The 14,993-nt window shown below is 68.8% G+C and carries 10 protein-coding genes; 4 read left to right on the top strand and 6 right to left on the bottom strand.

The genetic code is table 11. From position 1 onward, the window contains the following. Position 1 precedes the first annotated feature (1 nt). The 3 genes from ACIBO2_RS15490 to ACIBO2_RS15480 all read right to left on the bottom strand — a co-directional run bounded on the left by ACIBO2_RS15490 (position 2) and on the right by ACIBO2_RS15480 (position 5,258). On the bottom strand, positions 2-1,366 hold the full coding sequence (locus ACIBO2_RS15490) for an aminoglycoside phosphotransferase (protein ID WP_397297467.1): 1,365 nt from the start codon (positions 1,364-1,366) through the stop codon (positions 2-4). A 3-nt stretch (positions 1,367-1,369) separates the two neighbouring features. Further along, positions 1,370-3,070, bottom strand: coding sequence for a maltose alpha-D-glucosyltransferase (gene treS, locus ACIBO2_RS15485; protein ID WP_357643461.1), 1,701 nt, complete (start codon positions 3,068-3,070; stop codon positions 1,370-1,372). Positions 3,071-3,140: 70 nt separating this feature from the next. Further along, on the bottom strand, positions 3,141-5,258 hold the full coding sequence (locus ACIBO2_RS15480) for an alpha-1,4-glucan--maltose-1-phosphate maltosyltransferase (protein ID WP_358539209.1): 2,118 nt from the start codon (positions 5,256-5,258) through the stop codon (positions 3,141-3,143). A 238-nt stretch (positions 5,259-5,496) separates the two neighbouring features. Here ACIBO2_RS15480 and glgP point away from each other — a divergent pair, with 238 nt between their 5' ends. After that, positions 5,497-8,079 (top strand): alpha-glucan family phosphorylase, encoded by a 2,583-nt coding sequence (glgP, locus tag ACIBO2_RS15475; RefSeq protein WP_397297464.1) that lies wholly within the window; start codon positions 5,497-5,499, stop codon positions 8,077-8,079. Positions 8,080-8,169: 90 nt separating this feature from the next. Further along, positions 8,170-9,066, top strand: a complete 897-nt coding sequence (locus tag ACIBO2_RS15470) for a MurR/RpiR family transcriptional regulator (protein ID WP_225292140.1) — start codon at positions 8,170-8,172, stop codon at positions 9,064-9,066. Here ACIBO2_RS15470 and ACIBO2_RS15465 read toward each other — a convergent pair. Then, the gene (locus ACIBO2_RS15465; protein ID WP_397297462.1) at positions 9,029-10,957 is read right to left on the bottom strand and encodes an N-acetylmuramoyl-L-alanine amidase; all 1,929 of its coding nucleotides are present in this window, start codon (positions 10,955-10,957) and stop codon (positions 9,029-9,031) included. The two genes, ACIBO2_RS15470 and ACIBO2_RS15465, sit on opposite strands and share 38 nt — an antisense overlap. Positions 10,958-11,070: 113 nt before the next feature. Here ACIBO2_RS15465 and ACIBO2_RS15460 point away from each other — a divergent pair, with 113 nt between their 5' ends. Together ACIBO2_RS15460 and ACIBO2_RS15455 are read left to right on the top strand one after the other, a co-directional pair. Further along, complete coding sequence (locus ACIBO2_RS15460) at positions 11,071-11,928, top strand: NAD-dependent epimerase/dehydratase family protein (protein ID WP_397297460.1); 858 nt, start codon at positions 11,071-11,073, stop codon at positions 11,926-11,928. A gap of 2 nt (positions 11,929-11,930) precedes the next feature. Beyond that, positions 11,931-12,704, top strand: a complete 774-nt coding sequence (locus ACIBO2_RS15455) for an enoyl-CoA hydratase-related protein (protein ID WP_358539217.1) — start codon at positions 11,931-11,933, stop codon at positions 12,702-12,704. A gap of 154 nt (positions 12,705-12,858) precedes the next feature. Here the strand turns inward: ACIBO2_RS15455 and ACIBO2_RS15450 are convergent, their stop codons facing one another. Together ACIBO2_RS15450 and ACIBO2_RS15445 are read right to left on the bottom strand one after the other, a co-directional pair. Continuing rightward, a complete protein-coding gene (locus ACIBO2_RS15450; RefSeq protein ID WP_358539219.1) occupies positions 12,859-14,211 on the bottom strand; it encodes a glycoside hydrolase in 1,353 nt (450 codons plus the stop codon). 200 nt (positions 14,212-14,411) lie between these two features. After that, positions 14,412-14,987, bottom strand: a complete 576-nt coding sequence (locus tag ACIBO2_RS15445) for a hypothetical protein (RefSeq protein WP_397297457.1) — start codon at positions 14,985-14,987, stop codon at positions 14,412-14,414. Between the last annotated feature and the right edge of the window lie 6 nt (positions 14,988-14,993).

Below are 14,993 nucleotides of genomic sequence, written 5' to 3'. Positions count from 1 at the left end.
GTCAGCGGCGGAAGGCGGCCAGCGGGATGCCGATCCATGAGGGCCGGTTACGGGCCTCGTAGACCACCTCGTACACCGCCTTCGACAGCTCGAACGCGCGCAGCAGCGCCGCGTCCGCCGGGGTGATCACGCCGCCGCCCTCGGTGTAGCCCTCCAGGAAGGCGGTCCTGTTGCGATCGGCCCACTCGGCGGCCCGCTCCTCCAGGGACTCGGGCTGCGAGTGGTCGGCCAGCAGGTGCCTGGCCGCGTAGTCGAACGAGCGGAGCATCCCGGCCACGTCGCGCAGCGGTGACGACAGGGCGCGGCGCTCGGCCAGGGGCTGGCCCGGCTCGCCCTCGAAGTCGAGCACCACCCAGCCGGTCGCGATGCGCATCACCTGGCCCAGGTGGTAGTCGCCGTGCACCCGCTGTACGGGCACCTCGACGGTCAGGTCCTCCACCGCGTGGTAGGCGGCCTCCAGCGCGTCGACGTGCTCGCGCAGCTCCGGCACCTCGCCCACGGCCCGGCCCAGCCGCCGTCGGAAGCCCTCGGCCATCCGCTTGACCTCGTGCACCTCGATCAGGTCGGTGGGGAAGGCGGTGGCCAGCTCGTGATGGACATGCGCGGTGGCCACGCCGAGCCGGTGCGCCTCGGCGGCGAAGTCGCCCCCGACCTCGCCCGCCGACAGCTCGGGCATCGAGCCGTACAGGTCCCGCACGCTGGCCAGGGCCAGGTCCCAGCCGTCGTTGGCGGTGGACAGGTATTCCTGCATGATGGCCAGCGTCGTGGCGGTGCCGTCGAGGTCGGTCTCGATCCAGCCGTACGGCTTGGCGATGTGCGCGGACTCCAGGGCGTCCAGCGCGGTGACGATCTCCAGCTCCGGGTTCACACCGGGGATCAGGCGGCGGAAGAACTTGCAGATGTAGGCGTCCCCGTACACCAGGGAGGTGTTGGACTGCTCGGCGCCGAGCACCAGGCTGCGCGGTGAGGTGTCGATGGTGACGCCGGGCAGGTGGCGGAAGCGGACGGTGTCCCAGCCGCAGCCCTCGGCCATGCACTCCAGGACCCAGTGGGTCAGGGCTTGGTCGTGGACGGCGTCGTAGACGTACCATTCGGGATGGTCGGGGCCGTTTTCGAAGGCGTAGGGGCCGTGCGTGCCGATCAGCGCGTGTTTCAGCCGGTCGGGCAGCTCGGTCCGCATCCCGAGCAGGATCTGGTAGCGGTCTCTCGACGCTCCCTGCCAGACGGACACGATCAGGTGGCGGAGGCCGGGGTCGTCGGCGTCGATCACGACGTCCGACTCGATCGACAGGGAGTCGATCGCGCGCCCCTTGCCGCCGAACCATCGTTGGCGACTGATCCATGCGGCAAGGAGCTCGTCAAGCACGTCTTACTCCTCCTGGGTGATGGCCGGTGGGAGTGTGAACCAATAGAACCCATGCCCGGGAAGCGTCAAAAGATACGGAAGTTCGCCAATTGCCGGGAATGGAACTCCACCCATCGTCTCAACGGGCGAGACGCCGACGAATCTGCGCAGGTCAAGCTCGACCGGCTGGGGGAAGCGCGAGAGGTTGTTGACGCACAACATCCGGTCGTCGCCCAGCTCGCGGACGAACGCCAGCACGCTCGGGTTGGAGGAGTTGAGCTCGGTGAACTCACCCAGGCCGAACACGGGGTGCCGCTTGCGGATCTCGATCATGCGCTTGGTCCAGTGGAGCAGCGAGCCGCCGTTCTTCTGGTGCGCCTCGACGTTGAGCCCCTGGTAGCCGTAGATCGGGTCCATGATGACCGGCAGGTAGAGCCGCCCCGGGTCGCAGTCGGAGAACCCGGCGTTGCGGTCGGGGTCCCACTGCATGGGCGTGCGTACGCCGTCGCGGTCGCCGAGCCAGATGTTGTCGCCCATGCCGATCTCGTCGCCGTAGTAGAGCACCGGCGAGCCGGGCAGCGACAGGAGCAGCGCGGTGAACAGCTCGATCTGGTTGCGGTCGTTCTCCAGCAGGGGCGCCAGGCGCCGCCGGATGCCGACGTTGGCCCGCATGCGCGGGTCCTTGGCGTACTCGGTGTACATGTAGTCGCGTTCCTCGTCCGTGACCATCTCGAGCGTCAGCTCATCGTGGTTACGGAGGAAGATCCCCCACTGGCAATGTTCCGGAATCTTCGGGGTTTGGGCCAAGATTTCGGAAATGGGGTAGCGCGACTCCCTGCGTACGGCCATGAAGATGCGCGGCATCAGCGGGAAGTGGAACGCCATATGGCACTCGTCGCCCCCGCCCACCGGGTCGCCGAAGTACTCGACCACGTCGGAGGGCCACTGGTTGGCCTCGGCGAGCAGCACCCGGTCGTTGTAGAGCCGGTCGACCTCCTTGCGGATCCGCTTGAGGTAGTCGTGCGTGCGCGGCAGGTTCTCGCAGTTGGTGCCCTCCTCCTCGAAGAGGTACGGCACGGCGTCGAGGCGGAACCCGTCGATGCCCAGGTCGAGCCAGAAGCGCAGCACTTCCAGCATGGCGTCCTGGACGGCCGGGTTCTCGTAGTTGAGGTCCGGCTGGTGGTGGAAGAAGCGATGCCAGTAGTACTGGCCGCGGACCTGGTCATAGGTCCAGTTGGACGTCTCGGTGTCGATGAAGATGATCCGGGCGTCGGGATAGCTGCTGTCGTTGTCCGACCAGACGTAGAAGTCGCCGAACGGCCCCTCCGGATCATGGCGCGCGGCCTGGAACCAGGGGTGGGCGTCACTGGTGTGGTTCATCACCAGGTCGGCGATGACGCGCATGCCGCGTTTGTGGGCCTCGTCGACGAGCTTCACGAAGTCTCCGAGATCGCCGAACTCCGGCAGGATCTTCATGAAGTCGGCGATGTCGTAGCCGCCGTCGCGCAGCGGTGACTCGTACAGCGGCAGCAGCCACAGGCAGTCCACGCCGAGCCACTGGAGATAGTCGAGCTTGCTTATCAGGCCCTTGATGTCACCGGTGCCGTCGCCGTTGGAATCGGCGAAGCCCCTGATCAGGACCTCGTAGAAGACCGCGCGCTTGTACCAGTAGGGGTCGCGCGGCTTCTCCTCGTCGAAGGGGTTGGGAATGGGTGTGGAGCTCATGAGCACTCCCTTGGGCTCATGAAGGAGGCGCTTTCACACACGTTGAAGACTCCCCGCTGAATTCTGTGTTCTACCGTGGCGCGGCTCGTACGGTGAAGATGTGGGCTGGCTGGATGTGGGGGTCGAGGCGAACGTAGTTGTTCTGCCGCCAACGGTACGACTCGCCTGACAGTTCGTCATCGACGACGAACTCGGCATTCCAGTCGAGACCGAGGGCCGGCATGTCCAGCTCGACCGCCGCCTCGTGGGTGTGGTGTGGGTCGAGATTGACAACCGCCAGGACGACATCGCCCAGCCCGTGCCGTCGTGTGGCGGGGTCATAGGCGCCCGGCAGGCGCTTGGAGAAGCACACCATGTCCGGTTGGTCAACCCGGTGGAACCGTAGATTACGCAACTCCTGCAGCGCTGGATGTGCTCTTCGGAACAAATTCAGGTGGGTGATGAACGGCGCCAGGCTCCACCCTGCCCGCTCTGCCTCCACCCAGTCCCGCGGTTTGTACTGATATTTCTCACTATCTAGATATTCCTCACTACCCGGGCGGACAGGGACATTTTCCCCAAGCTCGTACCCGGAATAGACGCCCCAGGTGGGTGAGGCGAGCGCGGCGAGCACGGCACGGATCCGGAAAGCAGGATTTCCGCCGTGTTGCAGGTATTCGTGAAGAATATCCGGTGTGTTAACGAACACATTCGGTCGCAGGAAGTACGACGTCTCCCGGGCCAGCTCGGCGAGGTAGGTCTCCACGTCGTGCTTGGAGTTCTTCCACGTGAAGTACGTGTAGGACTGGTGGAAGCCCACCTTGGCCAGCGTCTGCAGCATCGCCGGCCGGGTGAACGCCTCGGCCAGGAAGATCACGTCCGGGTCGGTCGCGTGGATGTCGGCCATCAGCCGCTCCCAGAACCCCACCGGCTTGGTGTGCGGGTTGTCCACCCGGAAGATCCGTACGCCGTGGTCCATCCAGTGCCGCAGGACCCGCCTCACCTCGACGTAGATGCCCTCGGGATCCTTGTCGAAGTTGATCGGGTAGATGTCCTGGTACTTCTTCGGCGGGTTCTCGGCGTAGGCGATCGTGCCGTCGGCCCTGATCGTGAACCACTCCGGGTGCTCCTTGACCCACGGATGGTCGGGGGAGCACTGCAGCGCGAAGTCGAGCGCGACCTCCATGCCCAGCTCGCGGGTGCGGTTGACGAACTCGGCGAAGTCCTCGATCGTCCCCAGGTCGGGATGGAGCGCGTCGTGGCCGCCGTCGTCGGAGCCGATCGCCCAGGGCGATCCCGGCTCGTCGGGCTCGGGGCTCAGGGTGTTGTTGCGCCCCTTGCGGAACGTGAGGCCGATGGGATGGATCGGCGGCAAGTAGACGACGTCGAAGCCCATCTTGGCGATCGCGGGCAGACGCTTGGCCGCAGTCTGGAAATTTCCGGACTTGGAGACGCCGGACTCGTTGACGACCGCGCCCTCTGACCTGGGGAAGAACTCATACCACGAGCCGTACAGGGCCCGGCGCCGGTCCACCCTGATCGTCCGCGGCCGGGCCCTGGTCACCAGGGCGCGCAGCGGGTGCGCCGCCAGCAGCGCCGCCGTCTCCGGCAGCTGCGCGATGGACAGCCGAGCCCGGGGGTCCAGGTGCTCGTCGCGGAGCGTGGCGGCGACGGCCAGCAGCGCGGCGCGGTGGCCGCAGGTGCTGTCGCCGTTGCCGTTGACCTTGGTGGATGGCTTGGTGCCGGTGGTCCGGCCGGTCCTGGTGTGGGCCGCGGGATGCCCGTTCCCGTTGCCGGGGGCGGGACAGTCCGCCTGCCGTACGGCCTTGGCGGCGCGCTCGAACAGCCGGGCGCCCTCCTCGCACATGAGGTCGCTGTCCATGCCCCGCGGGATCTTGATCTCCGCGTCGTGCAGCCAGGTAGCGATGGGGTCGCTCCACGCCTCCACCCTGAACAGCCAGTCACCTTCGGCCGGCAGGCACACGTCCAGGCCCCACCTGTCGGTGCCCGGCGCGAGCTCGCGCATCGGTCTCAGGCGGCCTCGCTGCCCATCGGGCGCGGTGAGCACAACGCCCGCGGCCACGGCGTCGTGGCCCTCTCTGAACACGGTCGCCGAGACCTGAAAGGTCTCGCCGGCGACCGCCTTGGCGGGCCACTGCCCGCAGTCGACGACGGGGGAGATGTCCGTGATGGGAATTCGTCCGATCATCGCATTTCAAGGTTGCGACGGCACGCTCGGTACCGCCGGAGGCTTCCGTGGTAGGAACGATCCTTGCATGTAAATTGTGGGCAGCAGTGGAGGACCTCCCGAGTGTCCCCAGGAGAACCAACATTGGTGGAAGTTGCCCCAATATTTCCTCTTCATGCTTCTTCTCGGAAGGGGTTTGAACGGCCTTGCCGAAGGTGAGGGACTGAGAGGTCCCTCCTAGCCCATAGGGTTCGAAAACGTGAGAGCAATCCGCCGGTTCACCGTCCGCACTGTCCTGCCCGCGGAGTTGGCCGCCCTCGGCGAGCTCGTGCACAACTTGCGCTGGTCATGGCACCCGGAGACGACCGACCTCTTCGCCGAGGTCGATCCCCGTCTCTGGGAGCAGGTAGGGCACGACCCCGTCGCCCTCCTGGGCGCCGTCGACCACGCCAGGCTGGCCGAGCTGGCCGCCGACCGCCGATTCCTGCGCCGTCTCGCCGATGCCGCCGACGATCTGCGCGAATACATCACCGCGCCGCGTTGGTACCAGACGCTGCCCGACGCCGCGCGCGCCATCGCCTACTTCTCCCCCGAGTACGGCATCGCCGCCGCACTCCCGCAATACTCCGGCGGCCTGGGCATCCTGGCCGGCGACCACCTCAAGACCGCCAGCGACCTCGGGGTGCCGATCCTCGCGGTCGGCCTGCTGTATCGCCACGGCTACTTCACCCAGTCGCTCTCGCCAGAGGGCTGGCAACTGGAGCACTACCCGTCACTCGACGCGGGCGGTCTGCCGCTGACCCTCCTGAAGGAGGAGGACGGCACCCCCGTCAAGATCCGCATCTCCCTGCCCGGTGAGCGGGTGCTGCACGCGCAGATCTGGGTGGCGCAGGTGGGCCGGGTGCCGCTGCTGCTGCTCGACTCCGATGTGGCCGACAACGACGCCGCGGCTCGCGACGTCACCGACCGCCTCTACGGCGGCGGCACCGACCACCGGCTGCTGCAGGAGTTGCTCCTGGGCGTCGGCGGCGTACGGGCGATCCGCGCCTACTGCCGCATCACCGGGCACGCCGAGCCCGAGGTGTTCCACACCAACGAGGGCCACGCCGGCTTCCTCGGCCTCGAACGCATCCGCGAGCTGACCGAGTCCCGCCTGTCCTTCGACGAGGCGCTGGAGGCCGTACGCGCGGGCACGGTCTTCACCACGCACACGCCGGTGCCCGCGGGCATCGACAGGTTCCCCGTCGACATGATCGAGCGCCAGTTCGGCGGCGACAACGCTTGGCCGACCGTGCCCGTCGAACGCATCCTGGCGCTCGGCGCCGAGGACCAGCCCGGCCGGTTCAACATGGCGATCATGGGCATGCGGCTGGCCCAGCGCGTCAACGGCGTCTCCGTGCTGCACGGCGCGGTCAGCCGCGAGATGTTCAAGAGCCTGTGGCCCGGCTTCGACGTCGACGAGGTGCCGATCGGCTCGATCACCAACGGCGTCCACGCGCCCACCTGGGTCGGCCGCGAGCTCATGGAGCTGGCCGGCCGCGAGCTGCCCTCGCTGATCGAGCGGGCGCGCGGCTGGGAGGGCGTCCAGAAGGTCCCCGACTCGGACCTCTGGGACATCAGGGGCACGCTCCGGCGGAGGCTCGTCGAGGGGGCCAGGGTCAGGCTGCGCAAGGCGTGGCGCGACCGCGGCGCCTCCGACGCCGAGCTCGGCTGGATCGACGACGTGCTCGACCCCGACGTGCTGACGATCGGGTTCGCCCGGCGCGTGCCGTCCTACAAGCGGCTCACGCTCATGCTGCGCGACGCCAAGCGCCTGTCGGACCTGCTGCTCGACGCCGACAAGCCGGTCCAGATCGTGATCGCCGGCAAGGCCCACCCCGCCGACGAGGGCGGCAAGAAGCTGATCCAGCAGATCGTCAAGTTCGCCGACCGGCCCGACGTGCGGCACCGCATCGTGTTCCTGCCCGACTACGACATGGCGCTCGGCCAGCTGCTCGTCCAGGGCTGCGACGTGTGGCTGAACAACCCGCTGCGGCCGCTGGAGGCCTCCGGCACCTCGGGCATGAAGTCGGCGCTCAACGGCGGGCTCAACCTGTCGATCCGTGACGGCTGGTGGGACGAGTGGTACGACGGCACCAACGGCTGGGCCATCCCCACGGCCGACGGGGTGACCGATCCCGACCGGCGCGACGAACTGGAGGCCGTCGCCCTCTACGACCTGATCGAGAACGAGGTGGCCGATCGCTTCTACGACCGGGCCGGTGACGGGCTGCCGCGCCGCTGGCTGGAGATGGTCAAGCACACGCTCACCTCGCTCGGCCCCAAGGTGCTCGCGGGCCGGATGCTGCGCGACTACGTGGTCGGCCTCTACCTGCCCGCCGCGCGGGCCGCTCGCGCGCTGGAGGCCGACTCCTCCGCCGGGGCCAAGGCGTTCGCGGCCTGGCGCGTACGCGTCACGCGAGCCTGGCCGGGCGTCCGGGTCGAGCACGTGGAGTCGTCGGGCGTCGGAGACGCGCCCGAGGTCGGCGCGGCGCTCGAAATACGCGCCACGGTCGCGCTCGGCGACCTGGAGCCGGGCGACATCCTGGTCGAAGCCGCCTACGGGCGGGTCGGGCCGCACGACGAGCTGATCCACCCGGCCTACGTCGAGCTGCGGACCGAGGGCGCCGACGACGACGGCCGGGCCCACTACGTGGGTGAGGTGCCGCTGGACCGTACCGGCGCGTTCGGCTACACGGTCCGGGCGGTCCCGCACCACCCGCTGGCGGCCTCCCGCGCCGAGCTCGGCCTCATCGCCGTTCCCGAGGAGCCCGCGGGGATGACGAACGGCATGCTCCGCTGAACGTGCTGAGCGGGCGGGGCGAGTCGTGGTGATCGGGCCGGGTGGGCCGCGCAATAGGGAAAACGCTGGAGGAGCGTCATAATCGAGACCGTGGACGACAGCGCGAACGGCCTGCGGGCAGACACTCTGGTGGCGACGGTCCGCGGTGTGCTTCCGTCCCTGACTCCGGCCGCGCAGACCGTCGCCCGGCTCATCCTGGAAGATCCGGCGACGGTGGCCCGCAGCACGATCACCGAGCTGTCCGCCGCCTCGGGCACCAGCGAGGCGACGATCGTACGTACGGCCAGGCTCCTGGGCTTCGCCGGCTACCCGCAGCTGCGCCTCGCCCTGGCCGCGGCGGCCGCCCAGCCGGACCGGCTGGTGCCAGGTGACCTGGCGCCCGACGATCCGCTGTCGGAGGTCATCCAGAAGGTGGCCAGGGCCGAGTCGGAGGCGATCAACGACACGGTCGCCCAGCTCACCTCGGAGCGGCTCGGCCTGGTCGTCGACGCGATCGTCGGCGCCCGGCGGGTGGACGCCTACGGAGTGGGCGCCTCGGGTCTGGTGGCCGAGGACGTGGCGCAGAAGCTGCTGCGCATCGGCCTGTCCAGCCACGCCTTCCAGGACGCCCACCTGGCGCTGACCAGCGCCGTGCTGCTCAAGCCCGGCGACGTGGCCATCGGCATCAGCACGTCGGGCGAGACGCCCGACGTGCTCGAACCGCTGTCGAGGGCGGGGGAGGCCGGCGCGACGACCGTCGCCATCACCAACAACCCCCGCTCGTCGATCGCGGAGCTGGCCGAACACGTGCTGATCTCGGCCGGGCGCGAGACGGAGTTCCGTCCCGGCGCCCTGGCCAGCCGGATCAGCCAGCTCCTCGTCGTCGACTGCGTGTTCGTCGGCGTCGCCCAGCGCACCTTCGACTCCTCTCAGGAGGCGTTGCAGAGCACCAGGCGCGCCGTCAAGGAGTTCACCAGGCGAGCGACACCCGCACGTCGTCAGCCTTGACGAACATCACCCGGTGCCCGAACTGGATCTGCAGATACTTCGTCTTGCCCTTGACCACCTTGTGGCTGGCCTCGTCGAAGGTGACCGCCCGGTAATACTCGGTGGCCGCCTTCCCGGCCAGGGTGTACTTCTCACCGGCCGAGAACGTGTACTGCAGCGGGGTCACCGCCTGGTACGGGATGTCGGCCGGGTAGGCCTCCTGCTCCGGGTAGGCCCTGCCGTAGACCGGGACGGTCGCCAGGCCCGGCTTGGGCGTGACCACCAGGCCCGCTGACGGGACGGCGGTCGGCGCGGAGCGCGGGTTGTAGAACCAGCTCTTCTGGCCGAGGTACCAGATCGCGGTCCAGTCGCCCTGCCGGTCGGCGACGGCGAACCGCTGGCCGGTGCTCGCCCTGGCGCTGTGGTCGTACACGCTGTAGAGCGAGTCGTTGGTGCCGGTCGGGTGCTTGCCGATGTCCTTGATCAGCGGCGCGTCGTCACGCGGCTCGGTGCGCAGCCACACGGTCCCGGCGGGGAGCGGCGGGCAGGCGGCCTCCGGGTTCTTGCGGTCGCAGCCGTAGAAGTACGGCTTGTTGGTGGCGAAGTCGGGCCTGATCATGATGGAGCCCGCCTTGGGGCCGCCGAAACCATGCAGCGGCGCGCCGATCAGGTCGAAGTAGTGCTTCCAATCCCAGAACGGGCCCGGGTCCTCGTGCATGCCCCGCACCGTGGTCGGCAGCGTGCCCGGCACGTTGTCGTGGCCCAGGATGTGCGCCCGGTCCAGCGGCACATCGTACCTGGCCGCCAGGTAGCGCACGAGCTTGGCGGACGAGCGGTACATCGCCTCGGTGTACCAGGTGCTGCCCTCGGCCAGGAAGCCCTCGTGCTCGATGCCGATCGACTTGGCGTTGATGTACCAGTTGCCGGCCTGCCAGGCGACGTCCTTGCCCTTGACATGCTGGGCGATGTGGCCGTCGGTGGAGCGCACCGAATACTGCCAGCTCGCGCCGTAGTTGACGTCCTGGTTCAGCTTGATCGACGGGAGGAAGTAGCCCTCCATGTCATGGATGACGATGTACTGGATCTTCTGGCTGTCGGGCCGGTTGGCCAGGTCGTAGTGGCCGTAGTCGCCGTTCGGCTTCTGCGCGTAGGCCGACGGGATCCACTCGCAGGAGATCGACCTCGGGCACTCGACGCCGTCGCGGCGCGGCGGCCGCAGGCCGAGCTTCTCCAGCCACTTCTCGATCCGCTCCAGGCCGGGGATCGGCGTGAGCTTGACCTGCTGCCCGTCGTCGGTGACCCGCTCGGCGCCGTCCTCGATGGTGCTGTAGACCTCGTCGGCGAAGACCTTGGCCGCCTCGGACTCGTCGGCGCCCGAGTATTTGGCGACCGCTCCGTACCACTGGGCCGGGTCCGCGCTCAGCGGCGCGCCGATCGACTTCTGGTAGTCGGCCAGCAGCGCCGCGCCGCCCCTGATGTTCGTGGCGGCGTCGGAGCGGAGCGCCTCGTGGCTCGCGCCGGTCAGCTGGGCGGCCTTCTCCATGGTCTTGAGCGAGGCCGGGATCTCGGTGGGCGCGACCGTTGTCGCGACCGGGGCCAACGGCCTGGACTCGTCACCGCGCGCGTCCTCCTCACCCTCGCCGTGGTGGTTGGACCCGGTGAAGGCGGCGGCGTCGGTCAGGTGCATGGGGCCGAATCCGGCGTCGTTGCTGGGCTGACCGGCGTGGGCGTCCCAGCGCGACTCCAGATAGGAGACACCGAGCAGCACGCTCTCCGGAACCTGGAACTCCTTGGCGGCCGCGGCGAACGCCGCCTGCCGATCCGGCGGTTGCTCGGCAGTGGTGCCGGCCGCGGCCGTCATGTTGACTAATGGCAGCAAGGCGACCACCGCGATCGCCAGTGCTCTGCGCATCTACTGCTCCTCGACTGGGGGAAAAGTCGGAGCCAGCGTCTCAACAATTTCCTTCTCTTGGCGAGAGCTTTGCGAAGACATTTTTCAGCACTTTGTCCCCTAAGGTGGGGCGGGTGACGTCGATCGTGACCGGTGCGGCCGGATTCATCGGCCGCGCGCTGACGTCGGCCCTGCTCGCGTCCGGCTCCCCGGTCATCGCCATCGACCGCCTGCCCGTCGAGGAACGACCCGGACTCACCGTGATCAAGGCCGACCTGCTGGACCTGGAGCCAAGGGCCTTCTCCGATGCGGAAGCGGTCTACCACCTGGCCGGGTGCCCGGGCGTACGCGACACCGATCCCGAGATCGCCTGGCGGCGTCATCGGGACAACGTGCTCGCGGGCGCGCGGGTGCTGGCCCTCACGCCACCCGGCGTCCCGCTCCTGATCACCTCCTCCAGCTCCGTGTACGGCGGAGCGTCCCACGGCCGGCCCAACGCGGAGTCCGACCCCGTCCGCCCCGTCGGCGGCTACGCCACGAGCAAGGTCGCCCTCGAACGGCTCTGCCTCGACCGCCCTGACATTACGATCGTCCGGCCGTTCACCGTCGCGGGGGAGGGGCAGCGGCCCGACATGGCGCTGTCGATCTGGTTACGCGCCGCCCAGGAGGGCCGCCCTTTGCGCGTGCTCGGCTCGCTCGACCGTACGCGGGATGTCACCGACGTACGCCAGGCCGCCCGCGCGATGATCGAGCTCATCGGCGCGCCCGGCATCGTGAACCTCGGCACGGGCCGCGGCCACACCCTGCGGGCCATGGCGGAGGCGGTCGCCACGGTGACCGGAGCCCGTCTCACCTTTGATGTTGTGCCCGCTCCGCCCGAGGAGCCCGGCGACTCACTGGCCGACACCCGCCGCCTTCACTCGCTGCTCGGCTGGACCCCGCGTACCGATCTGCTGGACCTGGTCCAGCGCCAGCAGCTTGTAATGTCCTGAGCATGGGTGATTTCGTACGCGTTGAAGTGGCCGACCAGATCGCCACGATCCGGCTTGACCGTCCCAAGATGAACGCCCTCAACGGCCAGATGCAGCACGAGCTCGGCGAAGCCGCCCGAGCCGTCGACGCCGACCCCGAAGTGCGCGCCGTCGTCGTCTACGGCGGCGAGCGGGTCTTCGCGGCCGGCGTCGACATCAAGGAAATGGTCGTCATGTCCTACGCCGACATGGCCGCCCACTCCCGCGGGCTCCAGGGCTGCTTCACCGCGGTGGCCGCCATCGGCAAGCCCGTCATCGCCGCCGTCACCGGTTACGCGCTGGGCGGCGGCTGCGAGCTGGCCCTGTGCGCCGACTTCCGGGTGGCCGGGGAGTCGGCCAAACTGGGCCAGCCGGAGATCCAGCTCGGCCTCATCCCCGGCGCGGGCGGCACCCAGCGCCTGCCCCGCCTGATCGGGCCCGCACGGGCCAAGGACCTCATCTACTCAGGCCGCCACGTACCGGCCGCCGAGGCGCTGTCGATCGGGCTGGTGGATCGGGTGGTGCCGGACGCGGAGGTGTACGCGGCGGCGCTGGCTTGGGCGGGGAGCTTCACGGGTGGGCCCGCTGTGGCGCTGCGGGCCGCCAAGCAGGCTGTGGACCAGGGGGTGGAGGTCGATCTGGATACGGGGCTGGAGATCGAGCGGCTGCAGTTCTCGGGACTGTTCGCGACGGACGACGCCAAGATCGGGATGCGGGCGTTCACGGACAAGGCCGAGCCGAAGTTCACCGGCCGCTGACCGTTGGCCACTCGTCACCTGGCGGGCCTGGTGGCGAGTGGTCGCTTCGGGTGACCGGGGTCAGCGCCGGGCACTCCTAGCCGTGGCAGCCCGGGAAGGCGCCCACCCATGTCGACCTGGGAAGACGCCTACCCATGTCGGCCTGGGATGACGCTTAGCCGCGTCGGCCTGGGATGACGACGGTCGTGAGTGCCCGAGGCTGAAGGATCACGGTCCCGCCGGTGACCGGGCTCGCGGCGAGCGCGTTGGCGTTGTCGGTCACGTACGCGGTGGCCCGGCCGTACACACCGTGCCACGTCACGGCGGCGGTGCCGGTGTTGAGCACCTCGACCACCTGAGAGCCGTCGGGGTTGCGGAACGCTGAAACTTTCAGCGCCGGATCGGCCGCCGCCGCGTCCACCCGTACCGCGCCCGGCCGGATGAACCGGCTGTATGCCGCCAGCGCCCACAGCCGCTTGGAGACGTGATACGTACCAGCGGCCTCGTCGATCTGGAGCAACGCCCGGGTGGCGCCACGCGAGGCGCCCAGCCAGTAGACGTAGCCGCTGACGTTGCCGAGCGTGAGCGCGTCATGGACAGCCTGCGCGATCGTGAAACCGTCGTAGCCGCTGCCGTCGTCCCAGCTCTCGTCCCAGGTGGAGCCGTTGGGGTTCCATTCAGACATCCAGGTGGTTCCGCTGGTCGGCAGCGGTCCGTCCACCGGGCTGGCGTACGTGTGGCCGGTGTGCGTCTTCACCCAGCGGCGGGCCTCGGGGTCGGCCTCGATCGCGGTCGTGTACGCCTTGGCCTCGGTCCAGCCGAAGGAGTCGCAGCAGGCCACCTTGAGACCCTTGACGCCCTTGGCGATCGGCCCGAGCACCTTGACGAACTCGGCCGCCTGCTGCGGGGTGAACCGCATGGAGGCGTACGTCGCCGTCCAGTCAGGCTCGTTGGTGAAGCCGAGGTCGGTGATCCTGATGCCCTCACGGGCGTAGAACTTCGCGTATTGCACCAGGTAGCGGGCATAGGCTTGCCGCCACTCCGGCTTGAGCGTGCCGCCGTTCTTGTCGTCGCCGTTGTCCTTCATGTAGGCGGGCGCGCTCCAGGCGTCGGCGTAGAACCGCTCGACCCCGTACCTCTTGGCCGCCTTCGCCACCCAGACCTGGCTGTTGTCCTCGCCGTCCCACACGTACTTGGGCGGCGCGTCCGGCCCGCCCGGGTCTTCCGGCTGGATGGAGACCATCTGGTCGTACGGACTGCCCACGGGAGCGGAGCCGATGCCGAGCCGCAGAATGCTGAGCCCGGCGCCCTTGTCGCGGTCGAACCACAGGTCGAGGATCTCGCGCCGCTGTTCCTCGCTGAGAGCCTTGACCAGCTCGTTGCGGCGGAACGCCTGGGAGATCCCGAACCCGTCGATCTGCTGATGCCGAACGCGCTCGCGCACGGTGATGGCCGGGGGATCCGCCAGGGCCGGGGCCTGGATGATGGGTAGACCGAGCAGGGTGATCGCGACAACGCCTCGTAACATGCCGCCTCCGAAACTTTCGGAACCTTTGTGATAATTTCGCCCCCGGAACCGTAAACACCCACCGCCCCTTCGTCAACCTCTTCGGCGGTCGGCCGCCTGCTGCCCGCCCGGCCACAAAGGGCTCGCCGATAGGCGCTTCGCGCTTGAAGACTCGGCGTTCTTCCTTTGGCGCTTGCCGCACTGCACGGCCTTCGCTTCGCTCAGACGCCCCCTGAGCGCGGGCTCCGCCCGCGCGCGCTTCGCCTTTGGTTGGCCGGGCCGTCAGGGTCGCCGAGCCACACCCGTTGACTCTCGCGCGTCACGGTGAGACCGAAGCCCGATTGGTGCGGGCTGCCCGCACCCTGCCACGTCAGAATGGCATCCTCCACGGCGTGCCACAGCTTCAGCGGGTCGTGCTGCCGGACCAGCCACCCCCCATCCTCCGGATTGCGGCGCGTGGTGGCCTGGGAACCGGTTGCCACATCGAGCAGGATGACTTCGTCCCCAAGCCCCAACTTCTCAGCCGACGGTGCGCCGAGCTGGGCGACGAACCGCCCCGTCGAGTTGCTCAGAACATTCGGATCGATCACACTTTCACGTTCGGCGCCGAGCCCGATCACATACGACGACCGTGGCGGGCGGGCATGCGGGCGGGCGTACATAAACGAGACGTTGTCCGACAGAAACGGGCCGCTGGCAGTGCCGTCATCGGCGAGGGTGAGGTGCGCCAGCGCATGGTTCGGCGTCCACCCGGACAAGGGCGCGTTGCATAGGGTGGCCGAGTTCTTGGCACCCACAGGCGA

The sequence above is a fragment of the Nonomuraea sp. NPDC050022 genome (genome assembly GCF_044460705.1).
Lineage (GTDB): Bacteria > Actinomycetota > Actinomycetes > Streptosporangiales > Streptosporangiaceae > Nonomuraea.
The sequence above is the reverse complement of the archived record's forward strand: the minus strand, read 5'-3'. Positions and strand labels throughout refer to the sequence as shown.